The organism is Streptomyces amakusaensis, from assembly GCF_039532665.1.
In the GTDB taxonomy this organism is placed as follows: domain Bacteria; phylum Actinomycetota; class Actinomycetes; order Streptomycetales; family Streptomycetaceae; genus Streptomyces; species Streptomyces amakusaensis.
In genome coordinates, this window is sequence record NZ_BAAASB010000004.1 from 75,125 (window position 1) to 95,744 (window position 20,620).

Below are 20,620 nucleotides of genomic sequence, written 5' to 3' on the forward strand. Positions count from 1 at the left end.
TGGGCGGTATCCCCCTGTGGTCTCGCCGGAACGAGCGGAATCACCCGCGCTGGAAAAACTCCCACAGCTCGTCCGGCACCAAGCATTCGGCCATCACCACAGAACGCCGACCATGCAACCCGCGCAATGAGACAATTCCGATCCGGCCACAACCAGTGGCGGCGACTTCCCGGCAGCGAACCCGACGCTGGGTGAACTCTCCCCATACCCCGGGAGCGAAGGCCATGATCATCTTGCCGTCGTTCCGGCAGGATGATTAGGGTCGCTGGCATGCGTGACTCACTCGCGGTCGCATCCCGGCACCTGCCCGACGAGGGACTGGCACGCCGCATCAAGTCCATGGCGTGTACGGCACCGCTGCTCGCCCTGGACGACAACAAGGCGTCCCTGGGCTTCGGCCCCGCCAAGGACTATCAACTCGCGGAGATCGCGCTGCACACCATCGACCACGTCACGGTCTCGATGGATTTCGACTCCGGGGCCGATCACAAAGACATCCTGGCCGGGGTGGCACCGTTCGTTGCCGTCCAGAGGCCAGATCGCACCACCGAGGAACACGAGCGGATAGCGACCCTGGTGCTCCAGCGGCTGCTGAACATCGGCACGGCGGACCGGAGCTTCGGCCGCGACTACGGGCTCATCGACGGCGAGGGCGGCTACCGGCTCCATCACTTCCCCTTCCGGCTGCTCGTGGAGCGCCCTTTCAAGGGGAAGACCTATGTACGCGCCACGGACGAGGCCATCAACGTCCTGGTGGGCGCGCTCGACACCGATGTGGAGTCCGCGCAGGTCGCCGCCGAAGTGAAACTGGAGCACCTCATTCGCAGGAAGCGGCTGTCTGAGGCCAAGCTCGCCGCCGAACAGGCTCGCTACCGTACGGTGCAGTACGGGGAGACGATCCGGCGCCATTTCGATGCCACCCGCCGTGACGTCCGCACGGTCGACTGGGAGCACGAAGTCCCGAAACTGCTGGCAGAGGCACTCGACCATGTCCAGGCCCGCTACCGTGCCGAGCACAGCATCCTCCGAAACATCAGCCAGGCGCGTGACGCCTCGGAGGACCCCACACACAAACAGCAGGCCGCGGAGCTGGTCGACATCGTGCGCGACTGCATCCGCCGCCATATGCGGCTGCAGAAGTGGCTGCTGGAGGCAGGGGATCTCTTCCGTTCCGAGCAGGACCGGCAACAGTTCGCCGACCTTCCGGTACGGGAAACGGTCGACCTCCACGGGCAGCTCCTCCGCCCCCTGCTGAGCCTGACCGTCCGGGACGCGCTGCCGGCGGCGACCGTGTACTTCCGTTCGGCCACCGCCCCCCAGGTTCCTGCGGTCACCTCTCTCGCCACCCTCGTGCCTCGGCTGCTACTGCCTCCCCGGGAGCGGGAACGGCTGGGCGGGAGCGTGCCCGAACCCGAGCTGGAGACACCCGAACCCATGGAGACCTTCGGGGTGGAGGAGTGGCGTATCACTGATGAGCTGCTCTCCTTTGAAGGCGGCCCGCGACGCCTCGGCGAACTGCTGACCCGCGCCCTCGCCCATGGGCCGGCCGTGGCCGCGCTGCTGGCCCACCGGGTGGCCCACGCCTTCAGTCCCCCCGTGGGCGAGCATCTCGACCAGGTGGACGATCGGATGCTGGTGAGCGTGCGGGCCGAAGCCTTGCTGGACACCCCGCTCATCGGGGGTGACGATCTACTGGTCGGGACGGTGCCGCTGCTGCCGGCCCCGCGGACCGGGGAAGAAACCGACACCCCACCGGAGGAAACACCCGAGTGAGTCCCACCCACACCACCACCGAGGCGGAGGACGCGGGCCGGCTGATCGCCTTCGGGCTGCGCCCCCGGCTGCACCCGGTCGCCGACACCGTCTACACGGAGCTCATAAACCGCTACCGGCAGGACGACGACTTCCGACTGCTCACCGACCGGATAGCCTTCGGTCTGGGCCTGCGTACAGTCGCGGCGGGCCTGGAGGCGGGCCTGGTGCTCGCCGCCGCCGAATCGTCCGTCTACGAGACACGGATCGAGGACTACGCCAGGGCAGCCCGGCTCCGGGGCGACGGTGAGAAGCTGCTGCACGGCGTCATCCATCTCGCCATCGCCACCCTGTCTTTCCCCAGACCGCCGGATCTGGCGGAGGACGAGTCTCTGCGACGGTTCACCGCCGGACAGGTGGACGAGTTCGTCCGGGGAATCTGCGACGAGCTGAAGCACCGGACCGCCAAGAACGCCGAGTCGACCGACGCGCCCAGCGACACCCCCGAGCTGGAGCGGGCCTGGCGGGCCTACGCACGTCGGCCGGAGACCGCGCGTACCGAGGACAGTCGTGCCGCGCACAGCACCACTCTCGCCATGACCTCCCGTGCGCTCCGCTTTCTGACGGACCAGGGGCTCATGTCCCGTTTCCAGAGCGGCGGAGACGAACCGGAAGTGTTTCAGCCCACCCCCCGCTACCGTGTGCAGGTCCGCGAGCTCGCCGCCACCGCGGCCTTCAAGGAACTCCTCGCCCTGGGTGTCGTCCCCCTGACCGGCCCGGCTGGGACACTGCGCGCCGCGACACCGGGCGGACCCGGAGAGAAAGACACCATCGATGTATGAACTCTCCCGTGTCCTGCTGCGCGGGGTCGGCCCCGAAGGGGCACGTTACGAGGACGTCCTGCTCGATCTGAGTTCCGTGGGGCTGCCTTTCGGCGGACGGCAGATGGGGCTCTTCGAGCAGGAGACGCCCCGCCGCCCGTCCCCCGCCACCGTGCTCTTCCTGGAGAACGGCGGCGGCAAATCCGTTCTGCTCAAGCTCATCTTCTCGGTGATGCTGCCGGGCCGCCGCAATGCCATGGGGGGCGCCGGGAGTGGGGGGCTGGAGCGGCTTGTCCTCCCCCAGGACACCTCGCACACCGTGCTGGAGTGGACACATGCACGCAGCGGGAGAAAGCTGATCACTGGCAAGGTATCCGAATGGCGGGACCAGCGTGCCTCGTCCGACCACCAAAATCTTATCGAGACCTGGTATCACCTGCGTCCTTCCGCAGATCTGGATCTGCTCGGCCTGCCGTTTTCGGACGGCCACCGGTATCTGCGACTCACCGCCTATCTGGAAGAACTGGCCAAGGCACACACGACGGACCGGTCCCTGGAGTTCGCCGCCTTCGACCGCCATGGCCAGTGGGTGCGGCGGTTGACCGATCTGGAGATCGATCCCGAGCTGTTCCGCTACCAGCTCAGCATGAACGCCGACGAGGGCGAGGCCGCAGAGGCGTTCTCGTTCACCAACGACAAGACGTTCGTCGACTTCCTGCTCCGGGCCGTCCTGGACCCCGAGCCGCCGAAGGAGCTGGCTCGGCTGCTCGACACCTACGCGGAGCGTCTGACGCAGCGCGGCCTCCTCGAGCACGACCGTGCCTTCGTGGAAGGCGCCCTGGAGATCCTCGGCCCCCTGGCCGAGGCCGCCGACGCCACCCACACCGCCCGGACCGGCCTGTCGGGCATCGAACGCACGGCACGTGCCTTCCTCGGCGAGCTGGCGGCGCGGGCTTCGGCGGAGAAGCGGGCTGCCGACCAGTTCCACGAGGAGCGGGAGAAGCTGACGGCGGATCTGGACCGGCACACCGCCGAGCGGGACCGATTGGCCGTGGTCACAACCGAGATCGAACGCCTGACCGCGCTGCTGCGGCTGGAGGAAGCGATCATCGGGCACAGCGAGGCCGACGAGGCAGCTGAAAAAGCCCGAACGACCGCTCAGGCCTGGGCCGTGACTCCGTTGATGCTGCGCCATCTGACCCGTACCGCTCAGCTGGGCGAAGTACGCAACCTTGTCGACGCGACCGAGGAGAAGGCTCGCCCAGCACGTGAGATCCGGGACACGTCCGTCGCACGGCTGCACCAGGCGCTCGGCCGGGAGATCTCCCGGATGAACCGTACAGCGAAGGAACGGGAGGCAGAAGCCGGAGCGGAGGCGGAGCGGGCCACCCAGGCGCAGAAGTCGCACAACGAGGCCATCGGGCGCGCCATCGGCCGGGAGAAGGACGCCGAAGTCGCCGAGGAGCGCGTCACTGACGTCAGAGCGCAGATCGCCAGGGCCGTCGCCGAGAACCTGCTGCCGCCGGACACCTCCGTCGCGGACGCCGCCGAGCGGGCCCGCACGACGGCCGCGGAGAACGCCGCCGAGGCGGAGCGCCTGCAGGCCGAGTCGGAACGCCTGGAGCGGGAGCTCTCCTCCGCGCAGGAACAACTCCACGGGAGTGAGCGGCGAAGGGACGACATGCGACGGCGGTACGAAACCGCCGAGGAGTCATGGCGGCGGGCGAAGGAACGCAAGGAGAAGCTCGCCACGGACCCCGGTCTCATCGAACTGCTCGCCGGGGAGCCCGGGGACATCGAGGAGACCTACGACACTCTGGTCCGCAGACTGAGAGAGATCCGCGACCAGACCCTCGCCAAGATCACTGACCGGCGGGTGGCCGAGGCCGGGGACGAGCGGGCCCGGCTCGCCCTGGAGACGAACGAGCTGCTGCCGCCGTCACCTGAGGCGGTACAGGCGAGGGACGCCCTGGTGGAAGCCGACATCACTGCGTGGACCGGCTGGGAGTATCTCGCCGCCACCCCCGACCGCAATCGCAGAAGACGGCTTTGGGAACGGGTCCCGCACCTGGCCGGCGGTGTGCTGATCAATGATCCCGAGAAGCTGGACGAGGCCCGTGGTGTCCTGAACGACAAAGACATCCACCCGGCCTTCTTCCTCGCGGTGGGCACCACCGAAGGCATGGAGGGCGAACATCCCCCGCTCGTTGGTGTCGACTTCGTCGTACCGGCGCATCCCGCCCTCTACGATGAGCAGGCCGCTGACGCGGAGCGCGCCACTCTGCTGCGCCGCCATGAACAGCGTGTACAGGAACTGGCTGAACTGACGTCCCGCCAGAACCGGGCGGCGGAGTTCCTCACCGCGCTGCGGACCTGGCGAGCCGATCATCCGGCCGGTCGGACACAGGAACTCCGAGCGCGCTCCGACGAACTGCGTGGACTGCTGGCCGAGGCGGATGCCGAGGTCGAGGAGGTGCGCTCGACCCGCGAGACACTCACCGAGGTACGCAAGGCCGTCGCGTCACGAATCACTCCTCTGCGCAAGGCTCAGCGCGAGCTGGACCAACGGACGATCCGGCTGAAGGCACTGGCTGAGCAGGAGACGAAGGTAGGCGGCTGGCTCGCCGAGGCAACGCTTCACCGTGAAGCGGCCGCCGCAGAGCGCACGGCCGCCAAGGAGGCCGCACGGGAGGCCGAGAGCCGGCGAACCGGCGAAGCTGCGGCCCAGCGGGAGGCAGACGTCCTCAGTTCCTCCGCGAGCCGACTCGCCGACGAACGGGCGCATCTACCCGCAGTCCCCGACGATCCTGCCGTACCCGCTTTCTCCAAGGACGAGCCACCCCTTGAAGTGCTCCGCCGTCTCCACACCGAGGCCGTGGAACGCTACCGGCGGGTGTCGGTCGGGGACAGACTGCTCGCCGATCTCCGTGCTGCCGAGGACGCGGTCACCGAGACCGAGCAGGAGTTGAACGAGCACCCCGAACCGATCCGCACCCGGGCAACCGAGCTGCTGAAAAGCCCGGAGGGCGCCGACTCGGCGAGCCGGGAACCGGCCCGCGCGAAGGCGGAGCGAGACGCGTCCGTGGTAGCGGCCCGGGCGGCGGAGCTGGGCGCTCGGGTCGCCCAGCGCAGGGAGGAGTACGAGCGGTACCGGGAACCGGACGGCCCCGTCAATCTCACTCCCTTCGAGGCCCCGAGCCATCTCGCCCAAGGCCTGCGCACGATCGACGAAGCCAAGCGGGCCGGGGAGGACGTCCAGCGCATCGTGGAGAACCTGAAGCAGCACGGACTTCGGGTGGGCAAGGCATGGGACGAAGCCGACCGGGCACACGAGGCGTTCGGGCGGCTGGCCGAGCCCTGGCACGGTCTCGGTGGCGATGAGGCACCACTCGATGCGTCTTCTCCATTCGGGGGAGAACTGCCCACCGCACGGGACCACTGCGACAGCCTCCGTAAGGCATGGGAAACGGCCCGTGAAGTCCGCAGCACTGCCGAGAAAAACGAACGCGATCTCTGCGATCGTCTCGCCGCCCATGCCGGCGCCCCCCGGTTCTCTCTTCTGAACACAGCGAACCGGCAGATCATCCAAGGCACACCGCGTGATGAGCTGCCGGGCCACGCCGAGGAGTGGCGCCGTGCTCTGAGTGCCAGGCTCCAGTCCCTGAAGGACGATCTGGAGTCCATCGAACGGCATCGCCAGGAGATCACCGGTCTGTTGGCCCAGCAGGTGGACGACGCGCTCAATACTCTGCGGCGGGCCCAGCGGCTGTCACGGCTTCCGAAGGGGCTCGCCGACTGGGCGGGGCAGGAATTTCTGCGGATCTCTTTCGCCACGATCTCCGACGAGGCGCTACAGCATCAGATGTCCCTGGTCATCGACGAGGCAGCGGAACAGGAGGCAAAACGGGACGGGCTCTCGCTGATTCTCAGGGGAGTCAGCCGGGCGGCGGAGCCCAAGGGCTTCACCGTGAAGATCCTCAAGCCGGACCGGGTGCTGCGCACCGAGCGGGTTCCGGTGGGCGATATCAAGACGGTGTTCTCGGGAGGCCAGATCCTCACCACCGCGATCATCCTCTACTGCACCATGGCGGCTCTCCGGGCCAACGACCGTGGGCGGACCAGTAATCAGCACTCCGGTGTGCTCTTCCTCGACAACCCCATCGGCCGGGCCTCGGCCGGCTATCTGCTCCGCCTCCAGCAGTCGGTGGCCCGCGCCCTGGGGGTGCAGCTCATCTTCACCACCGGCTTGTTCGACACCACGGCACTGGACACCTTCCCCCTGGTGATCAGGCTCCGCAATGACGCCGACCTCCGGGCCCGGCGCAAGTACCTGTCAGTGGACAGCGCCATCGGCCGGCTGGTCCAGAGCGACCTCGGCCCGTCTGCGCAACCCCAGCTCTCGGCCATGCGGTACTTCACCCACGAGCAGGACAGCACATGACCGGTGGACGGGCTCTGACCTTCGACTACGACCCCTTGCGCCCCGATCCGCCACCCGGCCCCGCAGCGGATCTGCTGGGCGCACTCCGGCGGTTCGCGAGCGACAGCCGGAAGTGGCCCGGCACCACCGCCACGCGCATTCTTCTCGACGACGTCCGGAAGGTGTTCCACTCGGTCCACCGACCGGGGTACAAGGACGAGCTTCCGGATGCCGTACTGCTCGCCCGGCTGACGGAGTTGGTGACCGCCGAGGCCATCGGCTGGTCCGCAGGTACCGTCCGGGAGCGCTACCGGCTGCCGCGTCACATCACTCTGACACCGGTCAAGTCGTCCGTACGACTCAAGCGCCCCGCACCCGTTTGGTACAGCGAGTTGCGCGGTGTCGCACCGTACTGGGACTCCGGTACCGAAAAGATCCAGGCCGCGTACGAAGCACTCAATGCCTGGCTCCACGCGGGGGACTACGGTTCCATGGAGATCCCCTGGCGGGAACGGGCCATGCGTATCTTCGGGCAGCATCCCTTCTTCCAGCAGCACAAACATCCGGCGGAGAAGGTGCTCGACAAGTTCTCCGCACGGCCAGTGTTCTCCGATCTCTCCGAGCTGTACAGGCTCACCCGCTCGTTCGCCGTTGATCTGCCCCTGCTGACGAAAACCTTCCCCCGGGTCGTGGAACTGGGGAAGGAAGCAGGGTTCCACCCGGTTGAGGGAGGCCGGGGACTCCTGGTCGTGGAGAACTCCACAACCTACTGGTCGATCGCCAAACGGCTGGACAGCATCAGCCACGACCTCGGTTATATCGCCTGGGGAATCGGCTGGAACTTCGCCTCGTCGATCGCCAGCATCGCCCCCGCCCACGACGTCAGCCACATCCGCTATTTCGGGGATCTGGACCCTGCGGGGCTGCGTATCCCCCTGCGCGCGAACACAAGGATCAGCGGCTCGCACATCCCCGAGGTACTGCCCGCTGTGGAGCTGTACGATTCCCTGCTCCAGCTCGGCGTCCCGGGCCGGGTCCCGCCGAGGGAGCGGAACGTGTCACGCGCGGAAGCAGAACGGCTGGCGTCCTGGCTCGCACCGCACCAACGGCCTGCGGCCATCGATCTGATGCTGTCGGGGCAACGGCTCGCCCAGGAATGGGTCGGCCTCGACCATCTGACATCCGACCACAGATGGCACCGCGCCATCCGATTCCAAGGCCGCGCGAAGTGATCCGCCCACACACCGTCCGTCTCCCGACACCACAACTGAAAGGCGAGGCGTGGCCTCTACCACATAGGAATCCATTATCGGCTTGAAGCAGGCCAGCCCCCTCGTCGTACTGAGCGGCGACATTGAGATCAGAAAGCAGATGCTGGCCCAGCAACACTTTGAGTCGCATCACGGTGCCAGATTCAGCGACATACCCCAAATCCAGGCGGCCCATTTCTTCAGGTTAGTCGCGGCCAGCCACCCACCGGCGCATCTGCGGGTCCACGGGCGCGGTGGGGTCCCCTCGCGCTGCCGGGACGGACCGGCCCGCCGGACGGGCCCGGAGCCGGTGGAGACAGCCGGGGGCCGCGCGGGTTCCCGGGTCGGTGTCCACGGGCCCGTGCGGCGAACGTGAGTGCGCGTACCGCGGTCCCCTCGCGTCGATCCGGGTTCCCGCCGGATTAATCTGGTTCCCGCCTCGGCCCCGATACGAGACGGCCCCGGCGCAGGAACCACGGGGGGATTCACTCGAATGACCGATCAGCAGCACAGCCATGCCCGGGCGGAGGCCGCGCGCGACCAGCTGCTCCGCGAGATGCGGCGGATCAGGGAGACGGCTCAGCTCAGCTTCGGGCGGCTCGCGCACCGCACGCACTACAGCCGGTCGTCCTGGGAACGCTTCCTCAACGGGAAGCAGTTGCCGACCCGGGTGGCCGTCGAACAGCTCGCCGCCGTCACGGGGGACGACCCGGAGCCGCTGCTCGCCCTGCTGAAGCGGGCGACCGACGCCCCGGCCGACGGGGCACCCGCCGCCGGGGCCACTGCCGGAGAACCCATCGGAGCCGAACCGGTCCGGCCGGGCCGGGCGCGCTTCCCCGCGGTCCCGCCGGCGTGGCGGCGGCGGCTCGGCGTGGTCGGCTACGTCTCGCTCGGCGCGGTCCTGGGTTCGGTCGCCACCGCGCTGCTCGTCTCCGACGCGATGCACGGGACGCCCTCCGGCGCCCCCGGCGGCCGGGACGCCGCCGCGAGCGGCTCGCCCCGCATGGAGCTCAAGGAGGAGGTCATCCGGATCGGGTGCAGATCCGACACCTGTCTGCGCCACGACCCCCAGGCGAAGGACTGCCAGTGGGACGCGACCACCACCCAGGCCACCTGGCTGCGGGGCATGCACATCCAACTCCGCTACAGCGCCGCCTGCCAGTCGGTCTGGGGGCGGATAGAGGGCGGCACGGTCGGCGACCGCGTGATCATCAAGGACGCCCGGGGCGAGGAGCTGGACGCGACGATCCGGTTCGAGAACGACACCTACACCCGGATGCTCGCCGTCTCCCCCGAGGCGCCGCTCGCCGCGATGACGGTCTGCGGGGCCATCCCCCGGCAGCGCGAGGTGGCGTGCGCCGAGACGAAGACGGCGACGAAGACGGCGACGACGGGAGCCGGCAGCACCGGTACCGCGACCGGGACCGGGGTGCGGTCCGTGCCGAGGCCGGAAGGGGCGGCACCCGTTCTGCCGTGAGGCGTGGCCGCGTGGAGCCCGGGGACTGCGCGACGACCGGGCCCCGTCTCTCCTCCCCCTCCCCCGGTCACCGGTGTCCCACCGCGCCGACGGGCTGTCACGGGACGTCCCTGGGACGCCTCATGACCGCTGTGAGCTGCGGTTTCCCCTAGGTTCGAGGGAGATCGGATCCCGTGGACCCCTCCGCGGTGATCGCCCGCAGCCGGTGCGCCGGAGCCATGGCCGCCGTGACCTGGCGACGTGACCGCCGCGCGGGGTGCCCCAGTGACAAGGAGCTGCACGGTGGACGACGCCCTGCCACCCACGACCCCGCCCCGGCACGGCAGCCGGGACTTCCGCGATGTGCTGACGGCCCGCACGAGCCGCCGGAACATCGTGCTCGGCGCGACGATCGCCGCGGCACACCTCGCACTCGCCCCGGGCGCGGCGGCGCTCGCGCGGCCCGCCGGGCGACGGCTCCGCGCCGCGTTCCGGCCCGTGCCCGCCAGTGCGGCGGACCGGGTCGTCGTACCGGCCGGTCACCGCACCGCGGTGCTCGCCCCCTGGGGGGCGCCGCTGCTCCCGGACGGTCCGCGGTGGCGGCCGGACGGCGGCGGTTCGGCCGCCGACCAGGCGCGGCAGATCGGGTCCCACCACAGCGGGCTGCGGTATCTGCCGCTGGCCGGGGGCGCGGGCGGGGACCGGCACGGGATGCTCGTGATCCACCACGAGTCGGTGGACCCCGTCCTGCTCCACCACCGGGAGCCCGGCGGCGGCCGGGCGGTCACCGCGGCGCGGGTCGCCAAGGGTCTCGCGGCCCAGGGCGTCACCGCGATCGAGGTCCGCCGGGGTCGCGACGGGACCTGGCATCCGGTCGGCTCGCCCCGCGACGCGCGGCTCACCGGAACCACTCCCGTGGTCTTCAGCGGCCCCCTCGCCACCGGGCACCCGGCGCTGGAGAGCACGGCGGAGCCCGTCGGCACACTGAGCAACAGCGGTCACGGGGCGACGCCGTGGGGGACCCACCTCGTCTGCGAGGAGAACGCCAACGGCTGGTTCGGCACCGACGACCCGCGCTGGCGGCCCACCGCCACAGAGCGCCGGTACGGTCTCGGCGCACTCGACCACGGTCACGGCTGGCACCGCGCCGACCCCCGGTTCGACCTGGCCCGCTCGCCCGGCGAACCGCACCGCTTCGGCTGGATCGTGGAGGTCGACCCGCTCGCGCTGGACGGGCGTACCCCGGTCAAGCGGACCGCGCTGGGACGGTTCAACCACTCCGCCGCCGCGGTCGGCGAGACCGGGGACGGGCGGGTCACCGTGCACAGCGGGGACGACCAGGACGGCGGCTATCTCTACCGCTTCGTCGGCGACCGGCCCTGGCGGCGGGAGCGGGCCGGGGGCCGCAGTCCGCTCGACCACGGGGTGCTCCAGGTGGCCCGGTTCGACGAGGACGGCACCGGCCGCTGGCTGCCGCTGGTCCACGGCCGTGCCACGCTCACCGCGGCGTACGGCTGGCGGGACCAGGCGGACGTCGTGCTGCGGGCCCGGGAGGCGGCGGACGCCCTCGGGGCGACCCGGATGGACCGGCCGCAGCAGATCGTGGTCGACCCGCGCACCGGCGAGGTGTTCGCGGCGCTCGCGAACAGCGCCGGTGGCTTCGGCGGCGACGCGGGTTCCCGGGACGCCAATCCGTACGGGCACATCATCCGCATGCACGACGACCCGGACGGCGGGACGGGGCTGCGGTGGGACGTCTTCGTCCTCGGCGGCGACCCCGCGCACGACCCGTCGGTGCGGCTCGGCCCGTCCAGCGCGTTCGGCTCGCCGAAGGGCCTCCATCTCGACCCGGCCGGAGTGCTGTGGATCAGCACCGGCGTCTCGCCGCACTCCCAGCACCTGGCGGAGCGCGGGCACGAGAACCTCGGCAACAACGCGCTGCTGGCCGCCGACCCGGCGACCGGGGAGATCCGGCGGTTCCTGACCGCGCCGCGCGGCGCGGAGGTGACCGGGGTGAGCAGCACCCCCGACGGACGCACCCTGTTCGTCAACATCCAGCACCCCGGCTCCGCCACGGCGGCCTGGGGAGCCCCCACGCCCACCGACCCCCAAGCCGTCAGCTCCTGGCCCGACCACCGGCCGGACGGCCGCCCGCGCTCGGCAACGATCACGGTGCGCCGCGACGACGGAGGCGTGGTCGGCGGCTGAGCCGCTCCCGCCCCTCCCACCCGACACCCAGCAGACCTTCCCACGGAGAACACCGCCATGGTCCAGATCGTCAGGCGCGAAGAGTGGCACGCCCTCCCGCGCAAGAAGCCCGAGACCGCCTCCTTCACCCCCTGGCTCGGGGGATTCGTCCTTCACCACCTCGGTGGCGGGCTGAAGCTCCAGAGCCGTCACGACGACTGCTACGCACACGTACGCGACGTCCAGCGGTCGCACATGGACCCGCCCCTGTGGCGTCCGGATCTGGACGTGTACGACGACATCTCGTACAACTACCTCGTCTGCAACCACGGAATCGTCTTTGAGGGCCGCGGGCCCACCGTGCGGTCGGCGGCCAACGACACCGAGACGCCGGGCGCCAACCAGAACCACTTCGCCATCTGCGCGATGATGGGGTCGGACGACACGGTCCACGGCGAGATGGTGTCCGCCGTCCGGGAGCTGATCGCGTGGCTCCAGGCACGCCACGACGGCGGCCCCACGATCAAGGGGCACCTGGATGTCGCCTCCACCGACTGCCCCGGGAAGCTCCAGCCCTATGTGCGGCGGGGGGACTTCCACCCGACCGGCACGGGTGAGGAGACCCCGCCGCCGCCGAAGCCGAACCAGCCGCTCTTCGCCTACACCCGTACCCAGTGGGGCGCTCGTCCGCCCACGGAGGTCACACGGGTTCCGATGTCCTCCCGGACCGGGTTCACCGTCCACTACTCGGCGGGCGCGGCCACCCAGACCGTCCGGCAGATCCAGAACTACCACATGGACTCCCGCGGCTGGTCGGACATCGGATACAACTTCCTCGTCGACCGGGACGGCCGGATCTACGAAGGGCGCGGCTGGGATGTCGTCAGCGCCCACGCCACCGGTCACAACAGCACACACATCGGGGTCTGCTTCATCGGACAGGACGGCGACGCCACCCCGCGGGCGCTCTCCGCGATCCGCGCGCTGTACGAGGCGGCCAACTCCGGTGCCGGACGGACCCTGGACCGGACCTGGCACGGCGGGCTCTCCGGGCAGTCGACCCAGTGCCCCGGCGCCGGTCTGCGGGCGTGGGTCCAGGGCGGGATGTCCGCCACCACCCTGCCGGTCCACGGGGGCACGGGATCGATCGGCGACTCCGGCGGGGGCTCGGGCGGCGGGGGCGGGATGACCTCGGTCCGGTCGGTCGCCGCACAACAGCAGGCCGTCAACGGCCTCGGCCACACCCCCGCCCTCATCGTCGACGGCACCTGGGGACCCAACACCGCCGCCGGAGTCCGATGGCTCCAAGCCCGCCTCGGCGTCGGCGCCGACGGCCTCTGGGGACCCACCACCGAAGCCGCGTACGCGGGGAACCTCGGCGGCGGTACCGGCGGCGGGGGCGGAATGACCTCGGTCCGGTCGGTCGCCGCACAGCAGCAGGCCGTCAACGGCCTCGGCCACACCCCCGCCCTCATCGTCGACGGCACCTGGGGACCCAACACCGCCGCCGGAGTCCGATGGCTCCAAGCCCGCCTCGGCGTCGGCACCGACGGCCTCTGGGGACCCACCACCGAAGCCGCGTACGCGGGGAACATGGACAACGGAGCGGGTCTCACGGTCGACGGGGGCTTCGGGCCGGCGACCATCAGGGCGACCCAGCGGGTCGTCGGAGTCACCGCGGACGGTGCGTGGGGCCCGAACTCGGTCCGCGGCCTCCAGCGTCATCTGAACACCTGGAGCGGTGCCGCGCTGGTGGTCGACGGGGCCGCCGGACCGGGGACGTACCGGGCGCTGCAGACCCACCTCAACCGGATGACCGGCGCGGGTCTGACGGTGGACGGCGCGTGGGGGCCCGCCACGATACGGGCCCTCCAGACGGCTCTGAACCGGGGGCAGTTCTAGGCCGTCTCTTACGGATCTTGCTGGGCTCGCCACAGCTGTTCCGGCGGTTTCCGGGGCGCACGCGGTGGACCGCCGGACGGCGCGGCCCGGGTACGGGGGTCCCGGGCCGCCCCGGCCCGGCGTCGAGCCGTATCCGCCACCCGCTTCTCAGAGACAGCGCCTCCGGCCGGCTTCCCGTTTCCTTGTCCGGTTTTCACCTCGCACGGCACCGAGAGCGAGGCACGTTCCCCGGCTCGGGCCCAGGGACGCGGCCGTGGACGGTCGGAGTGCGGGTCAGCCGGCCCGAAGGCCGACCGCCAGTGTCAGTTCAAGGACCCGGTGCGGCGATGCGAGGTCCGGAAACAGCTCCCGCAGCTGCGACATCCGGTACCGGACCGTCTGGGGGTGGACGAACAGCGCCGCCGCCACCTCGTCCCGCCTGCCCTGGTGCAGCAGCCACGCCCGCAGCGTCTCCTCCAGTCGCTGTGCCGTCGCGGCAGGCAAGGTCCGCAACGGTGCGAGAGCGCGCGCACGCAGGTCCGCGAACGCGTCCACGTCGGCGGTCAGCACCAGCTCGGGCAGGTGGTCCTCGGTGTCGCGAACCTCGGAGGAGAGGGAGCGCGCGCGTACGGCTCGCGCGTACGAGGCGGACGCTCGCGCCCATGGCCGGGCCGGGCCGACCACGGCGGTGCGGTCGGTCAGCTGCCTCAGGAGATGTGATCGGTCGGCATCGGGGACGAGCAGCACACCGGTGGCGTCCGGCAGATCGTCGAGGACGAGGGTGCTCGGGTCGAGCGCGCGGTAGGCGGGCCGGGCCTGGGCGGCGGGCAGCAGGACCGCGGTCAGCGAGGCCGGGGGCTGCCACCCTGCCCGCTGAGCGGAGGCCAGCAGCACGTCCGGGCTCGCGTCGGCGAGGAGGTCGCGGGCCAGGTGTTCCAGGTGGCGCTCTTGGGCCCGGCCCCGGGCGGCCAGTTCGTCGGCGTGGCCCGCGGCGCTCGCGGCGGAGAGCTCGTCGATGTAGGCGAAGGTCAGCTCGGCGAACTTGGCGACCTCGGCGGCGGGCAGACCCGCGGGCACGGCACCCGCCGCCAGGCACCGCCAGGCCACCCGGGCGCCGACACGGTAGGCGCCGAGCAGGGCGTCCATCGAACGGCCGTCGCGCACCTCGCCGCGACCCAGCTCGTAGGCCGCGTCACCGGCGTCGCCGCCCGTGGCGTTCCCGCTCGCGAGGTCCAGGTAGTGCCCCAGGGCGGTACGGACGGCCCGGCGGATGGTGCCGCCCATGCGGCCCGAAAGAGCGTTGGCGTAGGGAGGGACCTCGTCGATGATCGCCTGGACGACCTCGTCGGCGGTGCTCTTCAGCTCGGCCCGGAGTGCGGTGACCGTCGTCTCATCCAGGGCCAGGTCGGTGACTCTCCGGATTGCATGCCCCATTTTTTATTCCCTGCGAACAATTCAGCCAACCGGTTTCACGCCTTACGGGTAGGACTTTACGCCCTGAGGCGCATCAAGCTGGAGCCATGACGAGTGCAGCCCTCCGCAGCAGGGCCTGGAAAATGCTGGAGATGGTCACGACGCCGCTGCTGCCGTCGGACTACCTCGACCTGGTCAGTCCGCTGCGTGCGGGTGCCGACCTGCGGGGGCGCGTCGAGGCCGTGCGTCCCGAGACGGAGGACGCCGCGACCATCGTGATCAGGCCGGGACGGGGCTGGCGTGGCCACAGGGCCGGTCAGTATGTGCGGATCGGGATCGATGTCGACGGGGTGCGTCTGTGGCGTGCCTACTCCATCACCTCGCCGGCAGACCGCCGGGACGGCCGCGTCACGATCACGGTGAAGGCGATCCCGGGCGGCAAGGTCAGCAACCATCTGGTCCGCGAGGCGAAACCGGGCACGCTGATCCAGCTCGACCAGGCGACCGGTGACTTCGTGCTGCCGGAGGCCAAGCCCGCCAAGGTGCTCTACCTGACGGCCGGCAGCGGCATCACCCCGGTCATGGGCATGCTGCGCGACACCGAGCTCGACGACGTCGTCATGGTCCACTGCGCGCCACAGCCGCAAGACGTGATCTTCCGGAACGAGCTGCACGACCTGGCCGCGGACAAGAAGCTGCGTCTCACCGAGGTGCACACCGACACGGACGGCATGCTCGACATCGCCCGTCTCGGTGAACTCGTGCCCGACTGGGCCGAGCGCGAGACCTGGGCCTGCGGGCCCGCGGGCCTGCTCGACGCCGCCGAAGACCACTGGACCGAGCACGGCGTACCGGAGCGCCTGCACACCGAACGCTTCCGCCCCGGCATCGTCGTCACCGGAGACGGTGGCGAGGTCACGTTCAGCACCACCGGCAGGACCGTCGACGCGGACGGTGCCACTCCGCTGCTGGACGTCGGCGAGGAGGCCGGCGTGCTCATGCCCTCCGGGTGCCGCATGGGCATCTGCTTCGGCTGCGTCACACCGCTCAGGGCGGGCGCCGTCCGCGATCTGCGTACCGGCGAGATCACCGAGGCCGAGCCGGGCGTCCTCATCCAGACCTGTGTGTCCGCCGCGGCGGGCCCCTGCGACATCGAACGGTAGGAACACCGTGACCGCCATCGACCCCACCGCCCACCTGACCGCGGAGCAGATCGAGGAGCTCGGCCGCGAGCTGGACGCGATCCGCGACGAGGTGCTCGCCGACCGCGGCGAGAAGGACGCCGCCTACATCCGTAAGGTCATCTCGGTGCAGCGCAAGCTCGAGCTGGCCAGCCGGGGCGTGCTGCTGTTCTCGATCTTCCCGCCCGCGTGGCTGATCGGCACCGCCGGCCTGTCCGTGGCGAAGATCATGGACAATATGGAGATCGGCCACAACGTCCTGCACGGCCAGTGGGACTGGATGCGGGACCCGAAGATCCACTCCACCACCTGGGAGTGGGATCACGTCTCCCCTGCCGATCAGTGGAAGCACTCGCACAACGAGCTGCACCACACGTACACCAACGTGATCGGCAAGGACAACGACCTCGGCTACGGCATCATGCGCGTCGACGAGGACCAGCGGTGGCACCCGTTCCACCTCGGCCAGCCGCTGTGGAACTTCATCAACGCCTGCTTCTTCGAGTACGGCATCGCAGCGTACGACCTGGAACTCGGCAAGAACCTGCACAAGCGCCGCCGCAAGAACCCGGAGTTCCGCGCGCGGGCCAGGGCCGTGGGCCGCAAGATCCGTAAGCAGGTCCTCAAGGACTACGTGATCCACCCCCTGCTGTCGGGCCCGTCGTTCCTCACCACGCTCGCCGCCACCTTCACCGCGAACCTCGTCCGCAACCTCTGGACCCACTCGGTGATCATGTGCGGACACTTCCCCGAGGGCGTACAGGTCTTCGAGCGCCGGTCGATCAAGGGCGAGACACGCGGCCAGTGGTACCTGCGCCAGATGATGGGCTCGGCGAACATCAGCGGCAGCAGGGCCATGCACTTCATGACCGGCAACCTGTCGCACCAGATCGAGCACCACCTGTTCCCGGACCTGCCGAGCAACCGGTACGCCGAGGTCGCGGTGAAGGTGCGCGCGCTGTTCGAGAAGTACGAGCTGGAATACGTCACCGGGCCGCTGCCCAAGCAAGTGTTCTCCGCGTGGCACAAGGTCTTCCGCCTCTCGCTGCCGAACAAGAAGCCCAAGGTCAAGACACCCGACCAGCAGAAGCTCGTCACCGCCTGATCCCGGTACCGGCGTCGACGGCCCGGGGCGGCTTGCGCCAACGCCCCCAGCCTCGCAGCCCGGCCCCTCCCCGCGAGGCGTCGCCAGGGCCGTGTGGTCCCCAACTGTTCCCCAAGTAGGCGGCCATCAACCGGTCAGACAGGAAAGGGTGCGAAGGCCGCTGTCACCGCAGCGGCAAGGGCGATCACGACGGTGAAGGCGGCGGGTCTGGTTACGTAGGAATCCGGTGCTCCATGCCCTAGCCCCTGGAACGAACGTATTTGACGTGCGGGAATCATCACCGGCGCTCCCGGGGGAACCAGCGGGGCGGGTCGTCCGTCCGACCGCCACGGACGCGGAACTCCTGGAGGCGGACATATGCGCAAGGGTCTGGTCGGGACGCTGGCAACAGCGCTCGCGCTCACGGCGGCGGTCGCGGGTTGCGGCGGCGGGGCCGGGACGGACGACGCGGGGCGGGGGCTGGTGATCGAAGGCACTCCCCCGGCGAAGCCGTACGACGGGCCGCTGGCCGTTCCGGTCAAGGAGACCAGCGAGGGCGGAGAGGACGACCCCCGGCGGCTCCGGGACGCCTCCGGTGCCGCCGGGCGGGCCGTGGAGTGCGACGGGGAGATGTACGGCGGCGGGATCAGCGACCCCTGGAGCGAGGGGGACGGCGGATCGACCCCGGAGGAGGGCCTGAAGCTCTATTTCGACATCGAGCAGCCCGATGTCCCGAGGAGCGGCTACCGCGTGGAGCGCGAGGAAGGGGACCGGGTGCTGTACTCCTTCGATGTGAAGGGCGAGACCAAGGTCGCGGTGGTCGTCGCCGAGGACCGGCCGGACCGGCCGGGCTGGGGCCCGGAGACCAGCGCCTCCTGCGATCCGGCCGAGCTGCCGGCGAGCTACACCGACTCCAAGGAGTACGAGATCTGGACCGACGCCCGGGGCCGGCGGGTGCCCGTCACCCGGATGAGCAGTTCGGCCGGGCCCGAGCACTGCGACTGGCAGTCGGCGCACTTCCTCCATCTCGGCGAGGGGCGGGAGAAGCGGATGTACGTCCGCGATCCCCGGGGGGTGTTCCCCCCGGAGGAGTTCTCCACGCGGTACGACGGGGATGCCGTTCTGCCCCCCGAAGCCCGTGACACCGGCTACCGGCAGGGCGAGCGGGCCCTGTTCCGTACGTCGGACGCCTCGCGGGTGTACATCCGCACTCCGCGGGGCGTCGAGCTGTGGCCGGCGCCCAGGCAGGGGTTCGGCTGCGCCTGACTCCCGATTCTCGCCAGTGGCCTGGTTTCCGCTGCCCATGCCCCGGCCCAGCCGCCGACGGAGGGGCGGGCTGGGCGGTGAAGACCGTCCGGACCTGGTGGCGGAGCAGGAGGATAAGTTCCGAAGGGTTGAGCACGGGGACTCAGCGGCTTCACCCCGGCCGAACTGCGGGCTCTGGAGGAGGCGAACCGGCTCGCCGGCAGTCGAGCGTTCATGACCGTCGGGGCGACGACGACCGGTTTCTGCCTGGGTGATGGAGGCGCTGACTGGCCGACGGCGTACGAGTTCCTCGGCTACCCCCACCGACCCGCCCGTCCGGCTCTCCCCCAACCGGAGCAGCCCGTCACCCTGACCAAACAGCACCGGCTCCGCTCCACCGCTGCCACCACCACCAGGATCACGACCGGTATTTACAGCATGGCCCTCCGGGTCAATGGCCGCCGACACCCCACAACAGGCTTCGAAGTCGTCCAGCAGTCAGCGACCGTCCCCCTCCGTCGTCCACGTCTTCGTCGGCAAGGCCCTGGGCCACGAGCCGGCCGACGCCGATGTCGTCGATGGTGGCTGGAAACGCGCAGGCCGGTGTGGAGTTGTGCGGGGCCGATCCCGAGGTCAGGTCAGGATCCGTGCCGGTGGCCGGTCGTCCTGGACGGCATCGCCGGCTGGTTCCCGCCCAACGGTCCCTGTCGGCTTCGGTGCGGCTGTTCGGCGTGGTCGCCACGGGCGCCCTCCGAGCGGGAGGGCGGGGCCGGGATCTCCCGGGGATCACTCCGCCTTTCGGCTGTCAACCAAGGCGTCCGGGTACCGCTGTGGTAGCACGCGGACCCGGATGAGGCCGATGCGCCCAGCTGCCTGTGCACGGCAGGGTCTTCTGTGACCCTCCGCCCAGCCCAAGGGCGGATGAAAGGGCCGCTCTGCGTTTGAGCGTATTCGCAGCCGTGCCCGCCATGGGAATCACTGCCCCGCTGGTGCCTCAGACAGCATTCGCCGCCCAGGCCGCTCCGGGATCGGACTCCACCACGACCTGGTACGAGAGCCATAAACCCCAGTGGAAACAGTGCGGCGGCACGACCCCCGACCTGATCGGTTTCGACCCCGGGGACTTGGCCGCATTTCCCGGCTGAACTGCGGCTTCACCCAGGAGGAAGAGCAGTTCTTCGACAGCCCCTGCGAGGCTGAGACCGCGCAGCGGGATATCGCGATATCCCGCTCGATGGCCCAGAAGCGCGAGGCGAAGGAGGGCGATCGGATCCCGCACATCACCACCCGCAACACCGTTCGGGACATGGACGTCATCCGCGCCGTCCTCGGCGAGAAGAAGATCTCGCATCTCGGCATCTCGTACGGGACCTGTCTGGGAGCCGTCTACACCCAGATGTTCCCGCACCGCGCCGACCGCCTTGTCCTCGACAGCGCCGTCGACCCGAATACGTCAAAACGGGAGCGGAAAAGGTCGAAGACCTGCGCCGGGCCTCGCTCGGACTGCCCATGGGTCCGCCACCCGCCCCGGAGCCGTACAAGCCGCCCCCGGGCGCCACCGAGACCACCTGGGCGGTCATCTGCGGTGACAACGAGAAGGCGTGGCCGCGCGACCCCGCGCGGTACCGGAAGGACGCCATCCGGGGCAAGGTCCGCTATCCGATCTACGGCGACTTCACCTCCACCATCAAGCCCTGCGCCTTCTGGGGGAGGCCGGCCGAGCCCGTCACCGTCGTCAACCGCACAAGCCCCGCCCCTACAGCCACGCGGGGCGGCGCGTGCTGTCGTACGGTCCGCCCGCACCTCTGGGTTCGCCGGGCACTGGCTGAAGCCTGGAGTTCGGCCGTGCCGGGCACTGTCCCGAAGGTGGTTTCCGGGCCGCTACTGCGGCCCGATCAGTGCCGGCGCGGAACCTGAGCCCGGCCCGGGC

The 20,620-nt window shown here is 70.3% G+C and carries 13 protein-coding genes and 1 pseudogene; 12 read left to right on the forward strand and 2 right to left on the reverse strand.

What is annotated here, in order from left to right:
• Nucleotides 1-270: 270 nt before the first annotated feature.
• From ABD371_RS07940 to ABD371_RS07970, 7 genes are all read left to right on the forward strand, one after another.
• Nucleotides 271-1,773 (forward strand): hypothetical protein, encoded by a 1,503-nt coding sequence (locus ABD371_RS07940; RefSeq protein ID WP_344474261.1) that lies wholly within the window; start codon nt 271-273, stop codon nt 1,771-1,773.
• A complete protein-coding gene (locus tag ABD371_RS07945) occupies nt 1,770-2,594 on the forward strand; it encodes a hypothetical protein (protein WP_344474263.1) in 825 nt (274 codons plus the stop codon). The genes ABD371_RS07940 and ABD371_RS07945 overlap by 4 nt, the downstream gene beginning before the upstream one ends.
• Nucleotides 2,587-7,014, forward strand: a complete 4,428-nt coding sequence (locus tag ABD371_RS07950) for a coiled-coil domain-containing protein (protein ID WP_344474265.1) — start codon at nt 2,587-2,589, stop codon at nt 7,012-7,014. Before ABD371_RS07945 ends, ABD371_RS07950 begins: the two co-directional genes overlap by 8 nt.
• Nucleotides 7,011-8,225, forward strand: a complete 1,215-nt coding sequence (locus tag ABD371_RS07955) for a hypothetical protein (protein WP_344474266.1) — start codon at nt 7,011-7,013, stop codon at nt 8,223-8,225. The genes ABD371_RS07950 and ABD371_RS07955 overlap by 4 nt, the downstream gene beginning before the upstream one ends.
• 511 nt (nt 8,226-8,736) lie before the next feature.
• Nucleotides 8,737-9,720, forward strand: a complete 984-nt coding sequence (locus ABD371_RS07960) for a helix-turn-helix domain-containing protein (RefSeq protein WP_344474267.1) — start codon at nt 8,737-8,739, stop codon at nt 9,718-9,720.
• A gap of 282 nt (nt 9,721-10,002) precedes the next feature.
• Nucleotides 10,003-11,907 carry a PhoX family protein gene (locus ABD371_RS07965; RefSeq protein ID WP_344474268.1) on the forward strand — a complete coding sequence of 635 codons (1,905 nt, stop codon included), beginning with the start codon at nt 10,003-10,005 and terminating at the stop codon, nt 11,905-11,907.
• 57 nt (nt 11,908-11,964) lie between these two features.
• Nucleotides 11,965-13,788: a peptidoglycan recognition protein family protein gene (locus ABD371_RS07970; protein ID WP_344474271.1), complete on the forward strand. Its 1,824-nt coding sequence runs from the start codon at nt 11,965-11,967 to the stop codon at nt 13,786-13,788.
• A 273-nt stretch (nt 13,789-14,061) separates the two neighbouring features.
• Here the strand turns inward: ABD371_RS07970 and ABD371_RS07975 are convergent, their stop codons facing one another.
• Nucleotides 14,062-15,201, reverse strand: coding sequence for a PucR-like N-terminal domain-containing protein (locus tag ABD371_RS07975; RefSeq protein WP_344474273.1), 1,140 nt, complete (start codon nt 15,199-15,201; stop codon nt 14,062-14,064).
• Nucleotides 15,202-15,287: 86 nt separating this feature from the next.
• Here ABD371_RS07975 and ABD371_RS07980 point away from each other — a divergent pair, with 86 nt between their 5' ends.
• The 3 genes from ABD371_RS07980 to ABD371_RS07990 all read left to right on the forward strand — a co-directional run bounded on the left by ABD371_RS07980 (nt 15,288) and on the right by ABD371_RS07990 (nt 18,711).
• Nucleotides 15,288-16,343, forward strand: coding sequence for a ferredoxin reductase (locus ABD371_RS07980; protein WP_344474275.1), 1,056 nt, complete (start codon nt 15,288-15,290; stop codon nt 16,341-16,343).
• A 7-nt stretch (nt 16,344-16,350) separates the two neighbouring features.
• Nucleotides 16,351-17,466: a fatty acid desaturase family protein gene (locus ABD371_RS07985; protein WP_344474277.1), complete on the forward strand. Its 1,116-nt coding sequence runs from the start codon at nt 16,351-16,353 to the stop codon at nt 17,464-17,466.
• Nucleotides 17,467-17,823: 357 nt separating this feature from the next.
• Nucleotides 17,824-18,711 carry a hypothetical protein gene (locus tag ABD371_RS07990; protein WP_344474280.1) on the forward strand — a complete coding sequence of 296 codons (888 nt, stop codon included), beginning with the start codon at nt 17,824-17,826 and terminating at the stop codon, nt 18,709-18,711.
• Nucleotides 18,712-19,684: 973 nt separating this feature from the next.
• On the opposite strand, the gene ABD371_RS07995 is transcribed toward ABD371_RS07990, so the two are convergent.
• Complete coding sequence (locus tag ABD371_RS07995; RefSeq protein ID WP_344474282.1) at nt 19,685-20,041, reverse strand: hypothetical protein; 357 nt, start codon at nt 20,039-20,041, stop codon at nt 19,685-19,687.
• Between ABD371_RS07995 and ABD371_RS08000 the strand changes: the two are divergent.
• Both ABD371_RS08000 and ABD371_RS08005 read left to right on the forward strand, forming a co-directional pair.
• Nucleotides 20,006-20,080 (forward strand): annotated as a pseudogene (locus tag ABD371_RS08000) (hypothetical protein); the annotation flags it as partial. The gene ABD371_RS07995 and the pseudogene ABD371_RS08000 sit on opposite strands and share 36 nt — an antisense overlap.
• 119 nt (nt 20,081-20,199) lie before the next feature.
• Nucleotides 20,200-20,607 carry a hypothetical protein gene (locus tag ABD371_RS08005; protein WP_344474284.1) on the forward strand — a complete coding sequence of 136 codons (408 nt, stop codon included), beginning with the start codon at nt 20,200-20,202 and terminating at the stop codon, nt 20,605-20,607.
• Nucleotides 20,608-20,620 lie beyond the last annotated feature (13 nt).

What these genes read in the sequence shown, in the direction of transcription:
- ABD371_RS07950 (WP_344474265.1), top strand. Translation starts at nt 2,587, where the DNA reads ATGTATGAACTCTCCCGTGTCCTGCTGCGCGGGGTCGGCCCCGAAGGG.
- ABD371_RS07975 (WP_344474273.1), bottom strand. Translation starts at nt 15,201, where the DNA reads ATGGGGCATGCAATCCGGAGAGTCACCGACCTGGCCCTGGATGAGACG.
- ABD371_RS07940 (WP_344474261.1), top strand. Translation starts at nt 271, where the DNA reads ATGCGTGACTCACTCGCGGTCGCATCCCGGCACCTGCCCGACGAGGGA.
- ABD371_RS07960 (WP_344474267.1), top strand. Translation starts at nt 8,737, where the DNA reads ATGACCGATCAGCAGCACAGCCATGCCCGGGCGGAGGCCGCGCGCGAC.
- ABD371_RS07990 (WP_344474280.1), top strand. Translation starts at nt 17,824, where the DNA reads ATGCGCAAGGGTCTGGTCGGGACGCTGGCAACAGCGCTCGCGCTCACG.
- ABD371_RS07955 (WP_344474266.1), top strand. Translation starts at nt 7,011, where the DNA reads ATGACCGGTGGACGGGCTCTGACCTTCGACTACGACCCCTTGCGCCCC.
- ABD371_RS07980 (WP_344474275.1), top strand. Translation starts at nt 15,288, where the DNA reads ATGACGAGTGCAGCCCTCCGCAGCAGGGCCTGGAAAATGCTGGAGATG.
- ABD371_RS08005 (WP_344474284.1), top strand. Translation starts at nt 20,200, where the DNA reads ATGGGTCCGCCACCCGCCCCGGAGCCGTACAAGCCGCCCCCGGGCGCC.
- ABD371_RS07995 (WP_344474282.1), bottom strand. Translation starts at nt 20,041, where the DNA reads ATGCGAGATCTTCTTCTCGCCGAGGACGGCGCGGATGACGTCCATGTC.
- ABD371_RS07970 (WP_344474271.1), top strand. Translation starts at nt 11,965, where the DNA reads ATGGTCCAGATCGTCAGGCGCGAAGAGTGGCACGCCCTCCCGCGCAAG.